This is a genomic window from Pseudomonas sp. SJZ074 (assembly GCF_007828215.1).
In the GTDB taxonomy this organism is placed as follows: domain Bacteria; phylum Pseudomonadota; class Gammaproteobacteria; order Pseudomonadales; family Pseudomonadaceae; genus Aquipseudomonas.
The window spans coordinates 463,674-481,821 of the sequence record NZ_VIUE01000002.1; the positions used below are offsets into that span (position 1 = coordinate 463,674).

The 18,148-nt window shown below is 63.3% G+C and carries 12 protein-coding genes; 7 read left to right on the plus strand and 5 right to left on the minus strand.

The features are described 5' to 3' along the window. Positions 1–24 precede the first annotated feature (24 nt). Positions 25–546 carry an SgcJ/EcaC family oxidoreductase gene (locus tag FBX99_RS04450; protein ID WP_144930455.1) on the minus strand — a complete coding sequence of 174 codons (522 nt, stop codon included), beginning with the start codon at positions 544–546 and terminating at the stop codon, positions 25–27. A 185-nt stretch (positions 547–731) separates the two neighbouring features. Here FBX99_RS04450 and FBX99_RS04455 point away from each other — a divergent pair, with 185 nt between their 5' ends. The 4 genes from FBX99_RS04455 to FBX99_RS04470 are packed head-to-tail and all read left to right on the plus strand — an operon-like array spanning position 732 to position 5,354. Continuing rightward, positions 732–1,916 carry a sensor histidine kinase gene (locus FBX99_RS04455; protein WP_145130749.1) on the plus strand — a complete coding sequence of 395 codons (1,185 nt, stop codon included), beginning with the start codon at positions 732–734 and terminating at the stop codon, positions 1,914–1,916. Continuing rightward, positions 1,913–2,581 (plus strand): response regulator transcription factor, encoded by a 669-nt coding sequence (locus FBX99_RS04460; protein WP_144930457.1) that lies wholly within the window; start codon positions 1,913–1,915, stop codon positions 2,579–2,581. Before FBX99_RS04455 ends, FBX99_RS04460 begins: the two co-directional genes overlap by 4 nt. After that, positions 2,578–4,890, plus strand: a complete 2,313-nt coding sequence (locus tag FBX99_RS04465) for an ATP-binding protein (RefSeq protein WP_145130751.1) — start codon at positions 2,578–2,580, stop codon at positions 4,888–4,890. The genes FBX99_RS04460 and FBX99_RS04465 overlap by 4 nt, the downstream gene beginning before the upstream one ends. Further along, the gene (locus FBX99_RS04470; RefSeq protein WP_144930459.1) at positions 4,887–5,354 is read left to right on the plus strand and encodes a response regulator; all 468 of its coding nucleotides are present in this window, start codon (positions 4,887–4,889) and stop codon (positions 5,352–5,354) included. The genes FBX99_RS04465 and FBX99_RS04470 overlap by 4 nt, the downstream gene beginning before the upstream one ends. 124 nt (positions 5,355–5,478) lie before the next feature. Here the strand turns inward: FBX99_RS04470 and nirD are convergent, their stop codons facing one another. Further along, on the minus strand, positions 5,479–5,859 hold the full coding sequence (gene nirD, locus FBX99_RS04475; RefSeq protein ID WP_144930460.1) for a nitrite reductase small subunit NirD: 381 nt from the start codon (positions 5,857–5,859) through the stop codon (positions 5,479–5,481). Then, positions 5,859–8,420 carry a nitrite reductase large subunit NirB gene (gene nirB / locus FBX99_RS04480; protein WP_144930461.1) on the minus strand — a complete coding sequence of 854 codons (2,562 nt, stop codon included), beginning with the start codon at positions 8,418–8,420 and terminating at the stop codon, positions 5,859–5,861. The genes nirD and nirB overlap by 1 nt, the downstream gene beginning before the upstream one ends. Before the next feature lie 556 nt (positions 8,421–8,976). Here nirB and FBX99_RS04485 point away from each other — a divergent pair. Beyond that, on the plus strand, positions 8,977–9,390 hold the full coding sequence (locus FBX99_RS04485; RefSeq protein WP_144930462.1) for a CBS domain-containing protein: 414 nt from the start codon (positions 8,977–8,979) through the stop codon (positions 9,388–9,390). A gap of 136 nt (positions 9,391–9,526) precedes the next feature. On the opposite strand, the gene FBX99_RS04490 is transcribed toward FBX99_RS04485, so the two are convergent. Then, the gene (locus FBX99_RS04490) at positions 9,527–11,098 is read right to left on the minus strand and encodes a murein L,D-transpeptidase (protein WP_145130753.1); all 1,572 of its coding nucleotides are present in this window, start codon (positions 11,096–11,098) and stop codon (positions 9,527–9,529) included. A gap of 177 nt (positions 11,099–11,275) precedes the next feature. On the opposite strand from FBX99_RS04490, the gene FBX99_RS04495 reads away from it, so the two are divergent. Together FBX99_RS04495 and FBX99_RS04500 are read left to right on the plus strand one after the other, a co-directional pair. Next, positions 11,276–11,956, plus strand: a complete 681-nt coding sequence (locus tag FBX99_RS04495) for a murein L,D-transpeptidase catalytic domain family protein (RefSeq protein WP_144930477.1) — start codon at positions 11,276–11,278, stop codon at positions 11,954–11,956. Positions 11,957–12,064: 108 nt separating this feature from the next. Next, the gene (locus FBX99_RS04500; protein ID WP_144930464.1) at positions 12,065–13,021 is read left to right on the plus strand and encodes a class I SAM-dependent methyltransferase; all 957 of its coding nucleotides are present in this window, start codon (positions 12,065–12,067) and stop codon (positions 13,019–13,021) included. Here the strand turns inward: FBX99_RS04500 and FBX99_RS04505 are convergent. Next, on the minus strand, positions 12,990–18,113 hold the full coding sequence (locus tag FBX99_RS04505) for a dermonecrotic toxin domain-containing protein (protein WP_145130755.1): 5,124 nt from the start codon (positions 18,111–18,113) through the stop codon (positions 12,990–12,992). The genes FBX99_RS04500 and FBX99_RS04505 overlap by 32 nt on opposite strands. Positions 18,114–18,148 lie beyond the last annotated feature (35 nt).

The following is an 18,148-nucleotide window of genomic DNA, read 5'->3' on the forward strand; positions in this document are numbered from 1 at the left end:
AAGGGCGCTCGGTGGCGAGGGATATCAATGGCTGGCGTGCAGGACTTGCGGCACTTCCGGCATGGCCGAAGAATGATGGTTGATGATTTTCCACTGCCCGTTCAGGCGCTCGTAGAGGTAGGTGTAGCGCGCCTGCACGTCCTTCTTGCTGCCATCGGCATTGGTCAGGGTGAAGGTGTAGACCCCGCTGTCCATCGCCGCATCGGGCCCCAGGTGGCGGATTTCCCGGTAGTTGATCTGGCCGACCGGCTTGCCCACCAGGAAGTGTTCGAAATAGTCCTGGATCTGCGCCGGCGTGGTGCGCACCTTGTTGGAAAGGGTCGGTTGCAGAATCGCATCCGGCGCGTAGAGGCTGGTCATCGCGCTGGCACTGCCGGTCTGCAGTGTCTTGTTCCACCGGTCGAACAGCGCAGCGATCTCCCGGTCGTTCACGTTCTTGGGTTGTTCGGCCACGGTGCGATACACGAAAGGCGTGGCATCGGCGGCATGGACAAAAGGCGTGGTCAGTACAAAAAATGTGGCGAGGGCCAGGGTTTTCATTTTCATCGTAGCGTTCCTTTCGGTATTAATAGCGTCGGTTTCAATGACCCCACTTTGCCGTTCGCCACAGCCTCCGCCATCGGCCAACCGGTGCCGATCGACTATGCCGATCGGCAGATAGGCCCGGCACCGATGACGCGTTCTAATACCGACGTCACGACCGGACCGGTCCCCTTTACGCTGGAGCCCCCATGCAGAGCCCACCCCATGATCCCGGCAGCGCCCTGGCCATCCGTAGCCAGTATCGTCAGTCGCAAAGCCGCGCCGCGCGCCTGGGCCTGTTGCTGGGCACCGGCCACGAACTGACCCGCTTGCCCTTGGCACAGATGCGCCAGCGCGTGGTGCAACGGGCCTGCGCGTTCATCGCCATGGACCATGGCCTGTTGTTGGAATGGACGCCTGATCAGCCGGCAAGCGCCCTCGCCTGCCATGGCAACGGCGAGCGCCTCGACTGGCTCGCCAGCCTCGCTGATTCACCGGTCCCGGGTCCGCAATGGCTCGAATACCCCGACAGCCCCCTGCCCCAGATCCTGCGGGTCCCGCTGCGAGCCGCCGACGGCACGGTGTTCGGCGTGTTGTTGCTGGGTAACAGCGTAGTCATCAGTGCGCCCGACAACGAAGACATCGAATCCCTGCAACTGCTGGCGACCCTGCTGGCCGCCCACCTGGAGAATCATCGGCTGCTCGAAGCCCTCCAGGCCCGCGAGCGCACCATGTCCGAACTGGTCCACCGGTTGTTCACGGCCCAGGAAGACGAACGCAAGCGCGTGGCGTATGACCTGCACGACGGTCTGGCGCAGAACCTGGCCGGCCTGCATCAGCGCCTGCAGGGATTCGCCGGACGCTGCCCGGTGTTGCCGCCCGACCTGACGAGCGAATTGCAAACCATCCTGGCGTTGGCCCAGGGGTGTGTCGGTGAGGGCCGGCAACTGATCGGCGGCCTGCGCCCCCACGTGCTGGATGATTTCGGCCTGTACAAAGCCGTCGACAAGGAAGCCGATCGCCTGCGCGAGGCCGGCTTGACGGTGGACTGGCTCGAACACAGCGCCGCGCGTCTGCCGGGCAATATCGAAATTGCCCTGTTCCGCATCGCCCAGGAAGGCATCAATAACATTCTCAAGCACGCCCGGGCCGCTCACGTGAGCCTGGGACTCTCTATCGGCGCTGGCCAGGCCGTCCTGCGGGTGGAAGACAATGGTCGTGGCTTTGTCCTGGAGCAACCCATCGAAACCAACGGCACTCGCCATCTGGGCCTGGCTGCCATGCAGGAGCGGGCCATCCTGCTGGGAGGCCAACTCACCTGTCTCAGCCAACCCGGCGACGGCACCCGATTGTTGGCCAGCGTGCCACTGCCTCTCGACGGAGCACATCCATGACCTCTCCTTTAAGGCTGCTGTTGGCCGACGATCACGAAGTCACCCGCGCCGGGTTCATCGCCTTGTTGGCCGGCAGCACCGGGTTCGAGGTCGTCGGCCAGGCCCGCGATGGCCAGGAAGCCCTCGACCTGTGCGAGCGATTGCAGCCGGACATCGCCATTCTCGACATCCGCATGCCGGTGCTCAACGGCCTGGGCGCGGCGCGCATCCTGCAGCAGCGCCAACCGGCTATCAAAGTGGTGATCTTCACCATGGACGACAGCCCCGACCACTTGGAGGCGGCCATCGGTGCGGGAGCCGTCGGTTATCTGCTCAAGGACGCCAGCCGTGACGAAGTGCTGGACGCACTCAAACGCGTCGCCCGGGGCGAAGAAGCCCTGAACAGCTCCGTCAGTGCGCGCCTGCTACGGCGCATGACCGAACGAGGTGCCGGCGCCGCAGCACCGCTTCAGGCCCTGACCGCGCGGGAACGCCAAGTGCTGGGGCTGGTGGCAAGCGGCTTCAGCAACCGTGAAATCGGCGAAAAGCTCGGCATCGCTGCCGGTACGGCCAAGGCCCACGTGGAACGGGTCATCGGTAAGCTGGGGGCCGCCGACCGGACCCAGGCCGCCGTGCGCGGCATCGCCCTGGGATTGGTGGCACAACCCGCCGGACAATGGCCATGAAATATCTCGCCGCCCGCCGCTGGGCCGACTTGCCGCTGCGGGGCAAGGCGCTGGTGGTGATTTCCCTGCCGCTGGTGGTGCTGCTGCTGTCACTGGTGCTGATCTACACCACCGAGCGCCAGACCGCCCGGGCCGAAGAGGATGTTCGTCGGGTGTTGCGCGTGCAGGGCGATATCCAGGCGGTGCACACCCTGCTGGCAGAGGCGGCAGCCAGCGTGCGCGGCTACCTGCTGACCCGGCGGGAGGACTTTTTGCCCGGCTATGAACAGGCCACGCTGTTGATCGAAGCCGCATTGCAACGCCTGGACCACAACGTTCGCGACGCCAGGATGCGCGAACATCTACGGACCATCACGCCGCTGATCGACGAGAAACTCAGCGGGCTGGTTGAATTGCGCAGCGGCAAGAGTGGCGACACCGAGGCCATCACCGCGCTCCTGATCAAGAACAAGCAAGTGCTGGATGTGCTGCGCGAGCAGATCAACGCCATGCGCATTCGCGAAGATGCCCTGCTCGCCGAACGCAGCGCCGCCGCCTCCGCCACCCGCATGCGCTTGCTGTTCGCCACGCTGCTTGCGGCGGTGTGCGGGTTGTTCGGCGCGATTGTCGCGGTGCTATTCCTGTCCAAGGGCATCGTTGCCCGGGTGCAGCAGGTACAAGGCAATGCCCAGCGCCTGGCGTTGGGCCAACCCTTGCGGCCACAACCGCCGGAACAGGATGAAATCGGCCAGCTGGGCACCCGCCTGGTGGAAGCCGGGCAGTTGCTTGCCGAACGCGAGCGAGCCCTGCGCGACAACGAAGAGCGCCTGCGGCTGATCATTGATGGCGTGAGGGACTACGGGATCTTCGCCCTGGACGCCAAGGGTCATGTGATCACCTGGAACGCCGGCGCCGAACGGATCAAGGGCTACACCGAGCAGGAGATCATCGGCCGGCACTTTTCACTGTTCTACCTGGCCGAAGAGTGCCCGGCGCATCCGGATATGGCCTTGCGCGAAGCCACCCGCGACGGGCATTACATGGAAGAAGGCTGGCGCTGTCGCAAGGACGGCAGCCGCTTCTGGGCCAGCGTGGTCATCACCGCCCAATACGACAGCACCGGCGCCTTGCGCGGTTTCTCCAAGATCACCCGCGATATCACCGACCGGCGCGCCGCCGAGATTGCCCTGAGCACGGCCCGCGAAGAAGCGGAAAGCGCCAGTCGGGCCAAGAGCGAGTTTCTGTCGCGCATGAGCCACGAACTGCGCACGCCCTTGAATGCCATCCTCGGCTTCGCGCAATTGCTGGACATGGATTCCACGGCCGGCCAGCGTCCCCAGGTCAGCCACATCCTGCGCGCCGGCCAGCACCTGCTGGCACTGATCAACGAAGTGCTGGACATTGCCCGGATCGAAGCCGGTCGCTTGCCGCTGAACATCGAACCCATCGCCCTGGCGACCGTCCTGCATGAAGCCTTGACGCTGGTTTCGCCCATGGCCGCCGACGCCGGCATTCGCCTGGTCGAACTGCCCGCGCTGCCTGAGGGCAGCGGCGTGCTGGCCGACCGTCAGCGGCTGGTCCAGGTACTGCTCAACCTGTTGTCCAACGCGATCAAGTACAACCGGCCCGAAGGTGAAGTACGCATTGAAGTGACTGTCCTGGACAAACGGGTGGCCATTGCCGTGAGCGATACCGGGCGTGGCATTGCCCCGGAGCAACTGGAGCAGTTGTTCAAGCCGTTCGAACGCCTGGGCGCCGATCCCCAGGTCGAAGGCACCGGCCTCGGCCTGTCCCTGAGCAAGAGCCTGCTGGAGATGATGCAGGGCAACCTTCAGGTGCACAGCGTGCCGGACCAGGGTTGCTGTTTCACCTTGCAGTTACCGGGTGCCCAGGTCGTCACCGCGCATTTGCCGCCTATCGCGACCCTGACGGTCACCCGTCCGCCTGTTGAGTACCACGGCAGGGTCTTGTGTATCGAGGACAACCTGTCGAGCCTGGCGTTGATCGAAACCCTGATGCAACGCCGTCCCGGCATCCAGTTGTTGTCGAGCATGCAAGGCCAGATGGGCCTGGACCTGGCACGCCAGCATGCGCCACAACTGATTCTGCTGGATGTGACCCTGCCCGACCTGGAAGGCCTGGAAGTCCTGCGTCGCTTGCGCCAGTCCCCGGCCACCGCGTCCACTCCGGTACTGATGATTACCGCCGATGCCAGCGACCTGACCCGTCGAGCCCTTCAGGATGCCGGCGCCACGGCGATCCTGACCAAACCCATTCATATCCAGGCCTTCCTGGCCCACCTTGAACGTTATTTACCGGAGCCCGCATGAATCGCGACTTGCGCATCCTGATCATCGACGACCAGCGCCCCAACCTGGACCTGATGGAGCAACTGCTGGCCCGGGAAGGGTTGCATAACGTGCTGAGCAGCACCGAGCCCCTGCGCACCCTGGATCTGTTCAACAGCTTCGAGCCGGACCTGGTCATCCTCGACCTGCACATGCCGGCGTTCGACGGTTTCGCCGTGCTGGAGCAACTCAACCGACGGATCCCGGCCAATGATTACCTACCGATCCTGGTACTGACCGCCGACGCCACCCGGGACACTCGCCTGCGCGCCCTGGCCCTCGGTGCCCGGGACTTCATCAGCAAACCCCTGGATGCGCTGGAAACCATGCTGCGCATCTGGAACCTGCTGGAAACCCGGGCGCTCTACAAGGCATTGCGTGAGTTGATTCCTGCCCAACAGATCGAGTTGTTGCGCCAGCATCGACCGGCGGTCGATCAGGTTTAGAAAGGCTTTTGTGGGAGCGAGCCTGCTCGCGATAGCGGTGTGTCAGTCAATATCAATGTTGGCTGACAGTAAGCTTTCGCGAGCAGGCTCGCTCCCACAGGGTTTTCACAAGGCCTTGGTCTTGTCATTCCTCTTCGCCGATTTCCACCACATCCCCATTCAACCGCACCGGCCACACCCGCAGGCGCTGTTCCGGGTATTCCAGGCAGTGGCCGTCTTCCAGGCGGAAATGCTGTTTGTACATCGGTGAGGCAATCACCAGTTCACCCTTGATGCTGCCCAGCAGGCCGCGGCCGATGACATTCGCACCCGACTTGGGGTCGCGGTTGTCGATGGCGTACAGCGGTTTGTCCTGCTGTTCGGGCAGGTAGAGCAGCGCTACCTGGCTACCGTCGTGCCAGGCGACCACGCCGGAGTTGGGAACCAGGTCTTCACGGCTGCACAAGGCGCGCCATTGCACCTGGGCTTCGGCGGTGGGGATACGAACGACGTTTGACTGGCTCATCAGAGCACCTCCTCGGTGACGGGAATCAGGTGAAGTTCGCCGGCGTGAACCGGGCGACGCTGGCCACGCTCGCGGACGAAATGCACATCCGGATCGCCGCGCTTGTCGTTGACGAACGTGCGGAAACGCTTGAGTTTTTCCGGATCCTTGAGGGCGTTGGCCCATTCGCATTCGTAGCGGTCGACCACCAGTTGCATCTGGGCTTCTAGCTCGGCTCCCAGGCCCAGGCTGTCATCGATGATCACGTCCTTGAGGTAGTCCAGGCCGCCCTCCAGGCTTTCGCGCCAGACCGATGTGCGCTGCAACTTGTCGGCGGTGCGGATGTAAAACATCAGGAAGCGGTCGATGTAGCGAATCAGGGTTTCGTCATCCAGATCGGTGGCAAACAACTCCGCGTGCCGAGGACGCATGCCGCCGTTGCCGGCGACATAAAGGTTCCAGCCCTTTTCCGTGGCAATCACGCCGACATCCTTGCTCTGGGCCTCGGCGCACTCGCGGGTGCAACCGGACACCGCGAACTTGAGCTTGTGGGGCGAACGCAAGCCCTTGTAGCGATCCTCCAGGGTCAGGGCCATTTGCACGCTGTCCTGTACGCCGTAACGGCACCAGGTACTGCCCACGCAGGATTTCACCGTGCGGGTGGATTTGCCGTAGGCATGGCCCGTTTCGAAACCGGCTTCGATCAGCTCGGCCCAGATGTCCGGCAACTGATGCAGTTGAGCGCCGAACAGGTCGATGCGCTGGCCGCCGGTGATCTTGGTGTAGAGGTCGTACTTCTTCGCCACCACGCCGATGGCGATCAGTTTGTCGGCGGTGATTTCCCCTCCGGCGATGCGCGGCACCACCGAATAGGTGCCGTTTTTCTGCATGTTCGCCATGAAGGTGTCGTTGGTGTCCTGCAACGGCACCAGCGACGGATCCATGATCGGCTGGTTCCAGCACGAGGCCAGGATCGAGCCCACCGCCGGTTTGCACAAGTCGCAACCGGTGTGGCCGCGGCCGTGCTTGGCCAGTAGCTCGTCAAAGCTGATGATCCCTTCCACCCGCACCAGGGCGTACAGCTCCTGGCGGGTATAGGCGAAGTGTTCGCACAGGCTCTTGTCGACAGTGACGCCACGGGCGACCAGCTCATGTTCGAACACCTGCTTGACCAGCGCGGCGCAGCCTCCGCAACCGGTACCGGCCTTGGTGTCGCACTTGAGTTGGCCCAGGTCCGTGCAGCCGCCGTCGATGGCCGAGCAGATCGAGCCCTTGGTGACGTTGTGGCACGAACAGATGGTCGCCGCCGCAGGCAGCGCGGCCGGGCCCAGGGTCGGTGCGCCTTCGGAGCTGGGCAGGATCAGGCTGGCGGCATCCTTGGGCAAGGCGATACCGTTCTGCATGTACTGCAGCAAAGTGTCGTAGTAGCTGTTGTCACCCACCAGTACCGCGCCGATGACCCGCTTGCCGTCGGCGTCTACTACCAATCGCCGGTAACTGGCGCTGGTTTCGTCGATGAACTGGAAACTGCGCGAGCCCGGCGTGTGCCCGTGGGCATCGCCGATGGAGCCAACGTCGACGCCGAGCAACTTGAGCTTGGTGGACATGTCGGCACCGGTGAACGGTTCACCGCTTTCACCGCTCAGTTGGGCGGCGACGCTGCGGGCCATCTGGTAGCCCGGAGCGACCAGGCCGAAAATGCTGCCGTTCCAGGCCGCGCATTCGCCGATGGCGTAGATGTCCGGGTCGCTGCTCAAGCATTGGTCGTCGATCACCACGCCACCGCGCGGACCGATCTGCAGGTCGCTCTGCCGAGCCAGGGCGTCCTGGGCACGGATACCGGCGGAAAACACGATCAGGTCGGTTTCCAGGAAGTCATCGTTGCCGAAGTTCATCCGATAACGATAGTGCTCCCCGGCAGTGATGGATTGGGTACCCTTGGACAGATGCACGCCGACGCCGAGCTTTTCGATACGTGCCTTGAGGGCCAGGCCGCCCTGCTCGTCGAGCTGCACCGGCATCAGCCGTGGAGCGAATTCCACCACGTGGGCTTCCAGGCCCAGGGTCTTGAGGGCATTGGCCGCTTCCAGGCCCAGCAGGCCACCGCCAACCACCACGCCACGGCGGGCATTGGTTGCGGCGGCACGGATTGCGTCCAGGTCTTCCAGGGTGCGATAGACCAGACGGGAATCGCCGTCGGCGCCTTCGATGGGCGGCACGAACGGGTAGGAACCGGTGGCGAGCACCAGTTTGTCGTAGTTGATACGCTTCTCGGCAGTGACGACCTGACGGGCCTGGCGATCGATCTCCAGCACTGGTACACCCAAGTGCAGCGTGACGCCTGGAGTCTGGTACAACGAAGCCTCGCCGAGGGCCAGGGATTCAGCGTCACGGCCAGAGAAATACTCGGACAGGTGCACGCGGTCATAGGCACGCATCGGCTCTTCGCTGAACACATGCACCTGGTAATGGTTGAGTGCACCGCGCTCGATCAGTTGTTCGACGCAGTGATGACCGACCATGCCATTGCCGATCACGATCAGCGTTTGCAGCTTGTTCAGGGAAGCAACGTTGGAATTCATAGAAAGCACCCGACAAAAGCCCATCACGGTTTTGAAAGCAAAAAAAAAGACGCCTGAAACCTTGCGGTTCCAGGCGTCTTTGCCTGTTCTGTGCGGTATCGACCCGACGTCTGCGCCCGATCTACCGTTCCCCCGGCCTGTTGGCGCTCGATCTTCGTTGACCGACGGGGCTGCCCATTCGATTGTTTTCGCGGTGGGCCTGGATGCTCTCTTGCAGCCAGCGTGCCAAACCGCTGTGCCATGAGAATGCCAAGGCCCTGGACGCCCCCTCGCCCCTTGTGGGAGCGGGCTTGCCCGCGAAGGCGCCCTGCCAGTCACCGCATCAAGACAGGTTCTCACCCCAGGTTCGCCAAGCGCCCACTATTGCCTTTCCATGGTGCGACCCCATCTCCCAGGCTTCATAAAAGTGCAGCGTTGCAGATCAGCGTGCAAAAAGGCTGAACCATCGCCGCCCCCTCTTTTCACAATAATGAGAAGCCTGTCCTCGCGTTGCACGGCACCGCCCGCAATGCCTGGTCAACGGCTTGCCACGAAACCCGAAAGAGGAGATTCAACGATGAAAATCAATGAAATCATGAGTCGGGAAGTTCGCACCATCGCCCCCGACACCCCATTGCGCGAAGTCGCCCGGATCATGCGTCAGGCCGACATCGGGGCATTGGTCATCAACCAGGACGATCGCATGGCCGGGATGATCACCGACCGTGACCTGGTGATTCGTGCCATGGCCGAGGGCATGGACATGAATACCCCGGTCAGCCGGATCATGAGCGATGAAGTGCGTTATTGCTTCGAGGACGAAGAGATCGACCATGTCGCCAAGAACATGGCCCAACTCGAAAAACGCCGCTTGCCGGTGGTGAACCGCGACAAACGTCTGGTAGGCATGGTTTCACTGGCCAACGTCGCCAGTTGCAATGCCGATAAGGTCAGCGCCAATCTGTTGCGAGGCGTGGCCAGGGCTCATTGACCCCACCACAAATCCCTCTGGAAGCGAGCCTGCACGCGCTAGCGGTGGGTCAGCAACGTCGATGCCGGATCTATCGACGCCTTCGCCAGCAGGCTCGCTCCCACATTACTGACGCCAATCCGCCCTCCCCGCGTCTTCATAGCATGTGCCCTTTGGCAGCAGCCAGTTTCACATCCCGCCCATAGACATCCGGGACATACACCGCCTGCCCCTGGCTATCCGCCTGTACGGTCCAGTAACCCAGCAGGATTGGCATGGGCCTGGCCAGCCTGAACTCATGGGTCTGCCCATCGGCCAGCAGGGTGTCGGTGCGCAAGCGCTCGGCCGGGGTCACCAGCAGGTCCCGCAAATGCATCACTTGCTCGATCCGCACACATCCCGAACTGAACGCCCGCGGCCCCTTGCTGAACAGGGCCTGGCTGGGCGTGTCGTGCAGGTACACGGAAAACGGGTTGGGGAAGCGGATCACCAGTTTGCCCAGCGGATTCTTCGGTCCGGCATCCTGGCGCAGCATTAGGTCGCCCGGATGGTCCCAGTCGATGTCCTCGGCCAGCAGCGGCAGGCCATCGCGATCGATGATCTTCAGGTTCTGCCGACTGAGGAACTCGGGATCGCGGCGGATCTCCGGCAGTTTGTCTTCCTTGAGGATGGTTGGGGGGATGGTCCAGGTGGGATTGAGGGTCAACCTCGTCACCCGGGATTTGAGCAACGGCGTTTCCCGTTCCGCACGGCCCACCTGGGTACGGGTTTGCCAGACCGGTGCGCCGCCCTGATACACCGTCAGTTGGGCCGCCGCCACGTTGACCAGCACGCTGTCAGGCTCCAGGTCCTGGGCCAGCCAGCGCATGCGTTCCAGATTGATCCGCAACTGCTCGCGGCGCATGGCCGGGCTGACGTTCAACTCGGAGACAGTCCACGGCCCCACCACGCCGTCGGCTTGCAGCGAATGCCGCAGCTGGAAGCTTTTCATCGCCTCCACCAGGCTGGGACTGTAGTGCTCATCGCCCTCGGCCGGCGGCGCACTCAGGTAGCCTTCACTGAACAGCCGTCGCGCCAGCGCCGGTACCCGGGCGTCCTGTTTGTCCGGTTGCAACAGGGCACCTGCGGGCACCGCTTGCCATTCGGCCAGAGGCTGTTGTCGCTGTTGGGCATAGACCACCCGCAGGTTGCGGTAAAGGTCCAGGCTCGGGCGCGCCTGGTCAAAGGCTGCAGCCAGGTTGTTCAACCCAGGCCCGGCGATGGCCAGGATCATCGCCTGGCGGTCCTGGGGCTGCGGGCTGGCCTTCCACACCGGCTCAAGACGGTCCTGAGGCAAATAGCCGAAACGCAGTTCGTGCAAGGCCTGCAGGTAGCGCTGGCTGATGGCGATATCGACACAGTCCGGACTCAGGGACGCATCGTCGGCCGGCAGGCTATAGCGGGCCGGGTCCAGTCCGTCATCGGCCAGTTGCTGCAACTGGACCCGCAAGGCCATCCGCCGTTCGTCGTCCGACCAGATAGCCTGGCCGGCGTTTTGCTCGTAGAACGCCTGCAAGCTCATCATCGTCGGAAAGTCGACACCCGCAGCCAGCGCCGGGCAAGCCACCGATAACCGGGCCAGGGTGGCCTGTACAGGGGGTGGATCGCCAAACGGAACGTCACCGGCCGTCGCGACCAATGGCGAAGCGAGCAATAAAAGGCTCAAGTAACATACGGGCTTTTTGAACAACTGCTTTACTCCAATCCATGGCCGTCTCGTTGACGGTTGACTTTGCGACAGGTACGACCCGCCATCATGATGCACACGAACAATTACGGACGGGATGCCACACACACACATCAGCCTGTAACCCTGCGTGGATTCTTTTCAGCCACGCTGACGCTTATCCGCCGGCTCGGCCTGGCCATGGCAGCACTGGGCGCGGTATGCGCTCCGGCGCTGGCCGGGCAAGCGAATTCTCAAACGCTTTACAACAGCCTCGCCCACGCCGCGCCGGAACTCAATCCCCAGGCGCTCAAAAGTGCCTTGAGCGCCATGCAATGCGCGGTTGCCAACGGCGCCCATCAGGCCCGCCACCTGGCAGTGATCGACTATTCGCAACCGTCCACGGCCCGGCGCCTGTGGATCTTCGACCTGCAGAAGAAGAAGCTGGTGCTGCGCGATCTGGTGGCCCACGGGCAGAAATCCGGGGAAAATTTCGCCACGCAGTTTTCCAATCGCCTGGGCAGCTACCAGTCCAGCCTGGGGCTGTTCCGCACCCAGGAAAGCTATCAGGGCACCCATGGTTATTCACTACGCATGGATGGCCTGGAACCCGGCTTCAATGACCAGGCCCGTGATCGGGCCATCGTGATCCATGCCGCCGACTACGTGAACCCGTTGTGGAGCCTGCGCCAGGGCCGTATCGGCCGCAGCCAGGGTTGCCCTGCTGTGCGCCCTCAGGTGGCACGCCAGGTGATCGACAAGCTCAAGGGCGGGCAATTCATGTTTTCCTGGTACCCGGACCCGGGCTGGCTGAAGCGTTCGGCCTATCTCAACTGCCAGCCACAGCAGGTGGCGAGCATTCTGGCTACCAGTGGTGGCTGAGCACAGTGGTATGCCTGTGGCGAGGGGATTCATCCCCTCGCCACAAAAGATTGCGCCTGATCAGCCGGTGGTTAAAATGCCGGCCTTTCGAATCGCCGGCATTGCCTGATGAACCCTGAAGCCCTTCAAACCCTGCAGACCCACTTACTGACCGCGCTGGCGTCCGTGCCGGAAGAAACCCGTCGCCTGTTCCACGGCCGCGGGCGCTGCTGGCCAGGGCTGGAGCAGATCACCGTCGACTGGCTGCAAGGGATTGTGCTGGTGTCGTTGTTCAAGGCGCCGGAGCCGGCGCAGTTGGATGACCTGATGTCCCTGCTGCTCGCCCTTGCCGCCTCGCCCGTCTGGAAAAGCAGCGGCGCCCATACGCTTGCCGTGCAACACCGCTACCTACCCCAAAGCCTCACCCAATGGCTGGTGGGCGAGCCCATCGACGAATGGACCCTGACCGAAGGCGGCCTGCGGTACCGGATCGACCTGGGCAAGAAGCAGAATAACGGCCTGTTCCTCGACATGCGCTACGGCCGCGACTGGGTCCGAGCCAATGCCGACGGCAAGCGCGTGCTGAACCTGTTCGCCTACACCTGCGGTTTCTCGGTGGCGGCGATTGCCGGTGGCGCGCAGCACGTGGTCAATCTGGACATGTCCCGCGCGGCCCTGAGCCGGGGCCGTGACAACCATCGCTTGAACGGCCATGACCTGGGCCAGGTGAGCTTCCTCGGCCACGACCTGTTCAAGTCCTGGGGCAAGGTGATCAACGGCGGCCCCTATGACCTGGTGATCATCGATCCGCCGACCTTCCAGAAAGGCAGTTTCCTGCTGACCAAGGATTACCAGCGGGTGCTGCGCCGGCTGCCGGAACTGCTGGCCGCCGACGGCACCGTCCTGGCCTGTAGCAATGACCCGGCCACCGGCCCGGACTTTCTCATCGACGGCGTCACCCGCGAAGCCTCCGGGTTGGCCTTCAGCGAACGCCTGGCCAACCCACCGGAATTTCCCGACATCGACAGTCAATGTGGCCTGAAGGCGCTGGTCTTCAAAGCGACAGTACCGGCCACCAGGCGGTGACCAGACTCCTGGTTACCCGGCGTACCAGGGCCTCGACCTCCCGGCTCTTGACCGAACGGTAGATGGCCATGGTGCGGCGCAACTGATCCTCGGTAAGGGTCACCGGCTGGCCGGCCCTCCAGTCCACATCCGCGACGGCTTCGAGCCCGGTACGACGCCAGACGGTCCGCTCGCCTTCCGTGACCGGATCCAAGGGGCTGGGTAATTCGGGATCCGGCTGGACCAGGTTATCCAGCATGACCTGGGGCCAGCGGGACGGATCGATGGGCTCGCTGAAGGCATTCACCAGGTCGTCATCGACCGTTTCCCAGATCGCCAGTCCCTCGGTCCATTCGTGGGACATAAGGCCCAGGTAAGGCCGCCAGGTCATCTCTCCGGTACGCGGGGTTTGATCGTTGCTGTTGAAGGTATCCTGGGCGTCGCTGAGCCAGTCGATGAACGCCTCCCGGCTCATGTGCGCCTGGCGCTGCAAGGGATCGATAAAGCGATCCATCAGCGCGAAGTCCCAATGAGAGAGGTGCTCCGCCAGGAAACCCGCGAACGGCGCCCCGTCTCGGGCCAGTCGTGCACGCATCACCGACTCGAACATCGTGAAGTGCACCTCCAGCTCGCCGATGTCCGGCTGCTGCCGGTCCAGGCTGCGCATTTGCAGGCGCGTGCGCAGTTCTCGGAGTTGTACGTCGAAATCGCCAATCAAGGCAGGCAGGCGGCCATAGACGTTTTCGTAACCGATGTAGTGCTGCAAAATGGCCCCAGCCCTCTGGCGAACGCTAAACGCCAGCCCGGCGGGGGAATTTTCGTCAGCTTCACTGACGCGGCCAGAAAACCAATCGATGAAGCTCCGCATCCCGGGATCATCACGGGCGACCTCCAGTGCCCTTTGGAGCGAGGCGGAAATATAGAGCCAGTCGTCGACGGTGTAGTGAAACGCTTCGGGAAACACATTGCGCAGGGCGTTGATCTGGGCGCTGGGCAACGGGTTGTCGTCAAGCCAGACCCCCAGTGTGTCAAGGCTCGCCAAACGGTTGAGCGCTGGGAGCAGGTCATTCTGGATATTGGTGATGCGGTTGCCGCTGAGATCGACGACGAACGTATCGGAGAGGAGCACCTCGGAATGCCTGGCCAGCACCGCCAATGCCAAAGCGGGTACCCGATCCAGCCCGGTCCTGCCCAGCTCCAGCGTCATCAGGTTGGCAAGCTCGGGGAGCTCCGGCAGGTCCCGGCAGTTGTTTCCACTCAGGCGCAGTTCCTGCAAAGCGGTGGCGCTGCGTAGGAAGGCGCTGCCCTCTTCATCCAGGCGCAAGCCACAACGCGCCAGGTTCAGCGCCCGCAGATCGGGCAATGTGGTAATCACGGCCTGCAACTGCTCGGACGTGAAATCCAGATTGTCGGTCCATATGAATTCACGCAGGGACGGTAACGCAGCCAGGCTGCGAATCGCGCCAAGCACCTCGACGCTGGTGCCCGTTGCCGCGCCGCTGCTGATCCCGGACAAGTCCAGGGTCCATAACGGGATCGTAGGGTCGTCGCCCAGCAGCGGCGCGAACACATCCGCGTTCAGGTGCAACGGGTTGCGGGCCAATGACAGATCCACCAGCGCCCGCAGCTCACCCACCGCCACGGGAACAGCGGTGAGCTGATTGCCCCTCAGGCTCAGCGAATCGATACCGGGGAACATCCGCAGGAAATCCGAGGGATCCTCGACCAGCCCCAGGTCAGCCAGTACCACTTGCTCGATATGCACGAAACGCACGGAAATGGGAGGCAACCTTCCGACGTTGAGGTTCTCTAACCGCAACACCAGCTCTGCACCCTCCCTACCTGGGTCAGGCGCGCGCTGCCAGGCCCGGCGGAGCTCCCTCGCAACGACCTGGCGCTGCGCGACCAGCATGTCACGATTCAGAAGCTGCTCGGCGGGATGGTGAAAGCCTTCCTGGTCGACCCATTGGCGCAGCCCCTCGTCCAGCGTGGTCCAATCCTGCTCCAGGCGGCTGATCAAGTCATTGAGACTGGTGCCCTCGAGCCCGGCCTGTTCGGTCAGGCCAAGCTGCAGCCGTTCCAGTGCGTTTCCCGCATGGGCGGGATAGAGCCGCTCCAGACGCTGACGCAGGCTGCCTTGCCACTCCTGCAACGGCAGCCGGCCACGGCCGCTGAGCGGGTAAACCAGGTGTCCGTTCAGCCATTGCGGGCGAGACCCGAAGCTGCCCAGGCGGCGCATCAACAAGTACGGACGCAGGGCTTGCCGGTCTTTCAGGGCCTGTGCCAGCAGTTGGCTGCGAAGCGAGTCCGCCTCCCAGATGTTCAGGCCCAGGGCGCTGCGAGCGTCGTCTGGCATGGCTCTGAGCAGTGCGTCCTCCAACGCCGTGGCGCTCGCCAGTTCCTCGCCGGTTTCGTCAAAGGGGCGATACAGTTCACCTTCCTGACGGATGACTTTCAGCGGCCCGGTCTCCCCCAGTGCGAGCGGGTCCGGCAGCTCTCGCAGCCACAGGCGCAGGTGTAGCCGACCTCGTAGCTCCGAGGTCTCGGCGAGCAGACTCATGACGACGCGATCTCGGTCGACGCTGCTTTCGCCGCGCTCCAGGGCCCGTAACGCACGGCTCAGACGTAGCTCACGCAAGGCTTCGGCAGCCAGCCTGCCGAGGTTTTCAGGCACCCGTCCGTCCAGCAATCGCAACCGATCCCTGCCTGAAACCTCATTGACCAGCTCGTTGGCAATGGACTCCGGCAAGCCTGGGAATACCCGGGCCAAGGGTACAGCCAATGGATCGAGCCTGGTGGACCTGGCCATCGCCATGTTCACACGTTTGGCTTCACGCTCCAGATGCTCGGCCCAGCGCCCGGCCAGCAGGCGACTGCGCTCCAGCGGCTGCAAGCCGATACTGTTTTGCCCCAACAGCGCGGTCTGTTCATCCAGGCTCAAGCCGTCCAGGACGCGAGCGGCCCAGGCATCCTGTCCAAGATCCACTTTGCTCAACAGGATGGAGCGCGTATCGGCCGCGTCTCCCACAGGGTAAAACCTCACGCCATCGTAATAGCGTAATGTCATATCTTCTGGCCATCCCGGTAGCTCCGCGAGGGTCTGGACGATGCGAAAATGCATGCCCTGTGGCGCTTCGCCACGGCGCAGGCGTTCGATGGTGTGTCGCAGCCATTGCCAGTTCTGCGCCTCATCCAGTGCGTCGACCAGTATGGCCGGCATCGGCCGTGCCTCTACTTGCAGGTAGCGCAAATGCGCCTCGCTGATACCGACCTGGCGTTGCACCGCCAGGATCGTAGGGTCGTCGAGCTCGGCGGGCGTCTCGGTAAAGGTTCGCAACAGTTCCAGGTTGCTTCGTTGCATAGGGTTGCGATGTGCCCACTGCCAGCCACGGGTGCGGCTCCATTCCAGCGGCGGCGTCACACCCCTGTGTCCGGAGGGCAGGCGCAGCCTCAGGTTGTCTTGTGTGCCTTGTACTTCAAAGTAACGATCCTCGATCCGCACCCAGGCCTCGTCCGCCGTGCGCCAGACACCCCAAGCATCCTGCTCGGCCTCAAGGGGCGGTAAACGCTGCGCTTCAAAGGGGCGCACGTCGCCATTCCACAGCCGGGTGGTGCCGTCAGCCACGGGCATGGGCTCGATGGCTGCGCCAATGAACCCCAGGTAAGCGCCTTGGGCGACCCCGAACAATGCGTTGAAGATATGCTCGATACCTTCTTGCGCATGGCCTTCGTTGAACGCCTGGATCCCTTCGAAGATTTCATACACCAGGCGCACACCACCGACCGCCGCGGCAACCATCCCGATGGGCGCGCAAAATGGGAAAAAGGTCGCAGCCACCATCAGCGAACGCTCGACCAGGTTTTCCCAGTATTCGAGGCGAGCCAGCAGCGCCCGCCAGTCCTGATCCCGGGTCGGGACCATCAGTGCCGAGGCATTGGCCAGGGTATGACCACGCCATTCATGGTAGGCGGCGTGCCAATGATCCTCGCGCACCTCGTTCAGGTCCCAGGCTACTTTGGGTGTAGGGATCCGGATGCGCCGGTGATTGCCGTCCTCTCCCCGCTCGCCCTCGCGCCAACCGGTGATACGCGCATGGAGCTCCTGGAAGAGATTGAGGTTATCGGTCACCTTCCACTCTACCTGATCGTGCAGAGCCGACCCCAGACTGGCCTGCAAACGCAGCGGGAGATAACGCAGCAAGCTCTGGCGATAACTGCGTTTACGCACCCGTTCAGTCAGCTCTGCCGACAGCGCCTGCAGACTTGGAAACTGCTTGAGCGGTGCCACGGTATCGTGGGGCATGTGCAGGACGACCGGGCGAACGCCCTTGGCATCCCCCGCCAGCCCCCAGTAGACCCGGGCACCGAACAACGGCGCGGACAGCAACTCCAGCGCCTTGACCTCGCAGGCCAGGGGCGCCACGGGGCGCGCTTCAAGATGAACGCCAACATGGGCCAGCAGCCGCTCACCGGTGTGGTCCAGGCGTCCAGCCAGCTTCGCCTCGTAGGCATCATGAACCAACAGACTGCGTGCATACGCCATGTAGGCCTTGGCCACGCCGGGAACCTCGCGGGTAATGCGAGGCAGCCTCTGTTCGAGTATCCGTCGATAGGCCCCACCGACATCGATTTGCCGACAGAGACTGGCGAAACTGGCGGGGCTCATGGCCAATAGCGCAGTGGATGATGGCTCATCCCCGCGGGAGAACTCGTCCCGCCGGCCCTGGATGAAAAGCTCGCCCTTTTTATCGAAATCCCCCCCGGCGACCGCGTCGGCGGGCGGATAGTTGCCCATGGCGGCTTCGATCACCGACAACGAGGGGTCGCTCACGAAAGAGCTGCGCCTGACCCGTGCCCGCCGGATCGCATCCGCGACAGTGCCGCCGCCGTTCACCTGGTTCCAGCCTTGCATTTGCGGCTGGACCTTGAGCAGGTCGAGGGTAAAGGTGTAGGGCGCCGGCAGGTCCTTGAGCAATGCGTTGAGTGCATCGCTGTCGTGTTGTAGTTTCCGGGTGAGCCCCCTGAAGCGCTCCTGCTGGGCGCGCGGGGCTCGTTTCAGCCAGGCGGGCAGCCGGGCCTTGATAAACTCGACATGGGTATCGAGGGTAAACATGGTGGACCTCCATCCTTGGGGGCATTGGGAATTCG

What these genes read in the sequence shown, in the direction of transcription:
- FBX99_RS04455 (WP_145130749.1), top strand. Translation starts at nt 732, where the DNA reads ATGCAGAGCCCACCCCATGATCCCGGCAGCGCCCTGGCCATCCGTAGC.
- FBX99_RS04485 (WP_144930462.1), top strand. Translation starts at nt 8,977, where the DNA reads ATGAAAATCAATGAAATCATGAGTCGGGAAGTTCGCACCATCGCCCCC.
- FBX99_RS04495 (WP_144930477.1), top strand. Translation starts at nt 11,276, where the DNA reads ATGGCAGCACTGGGCGCGGTATGCGCTCCGGCGCTGGCCGGGCAAGCG.
- FBX99_RS04505 (WP_145130755.1), bottom strand. Translation starts at nt 18,113, where the DNA reads ATGTTTACCCTCGATACCCATGTCGAGTTTATCAAGGCCCGGCTGCCC.
- FBX99_RS04465 (WP_145130751.1), top strand. Translation starts at nt 2,578, where the DNA reads ATGAAATATCTCGCCGCCCGCCGCTGGGCCGACTTGCCGCTGCGGGGC.
- FBX99_RS04450 (WP_144930455.1), bottom strand. Translation starts at nt 546, where the DNA reads ATGAAAATGAAAACCCTGGCCCTCGCCACATTTTTTGTACTGACCACG.
- nirB (WP_144930461.1), bottom strand. Translation starts at nt 8,420, where the DNA reads ATGAATTCCAACGTTGCTTCCCTGAACAAGCTGCAAACGCTGATCGTG.
- FBX99_RS04460 (WP_144930457.1), top strand. Translation starts at nt 1,913, where the DNA reads ATGACCTCTCCTTTAAGGCTGCTGTTGGCCGACGATCACGAAGTCACC.
- FBX99_RS04500 (WP_144930464.1), top strand. Translation starts at nt 12,065, where the DNA reads ATGAACCCTGAAGCCCTTCAAACCCTGCAGACCCACTTACTGACCGCG.
- FBX99_RS04470 (WP_144930459.1), top strand. Translation starts at nt 4,887, where the DNA reads ATGAATCGCGACTTGCGCATCCTGATCATCGACGACCAGCGCCCCAAC.
- nirD (WP_144930460.1), bottom strand. Translation starts at nt 5,859, where the DNA reads ATGAGCCAGTCAAACGTCGTTCGTATCCCCACCGCCGAAGCCCAGGTG.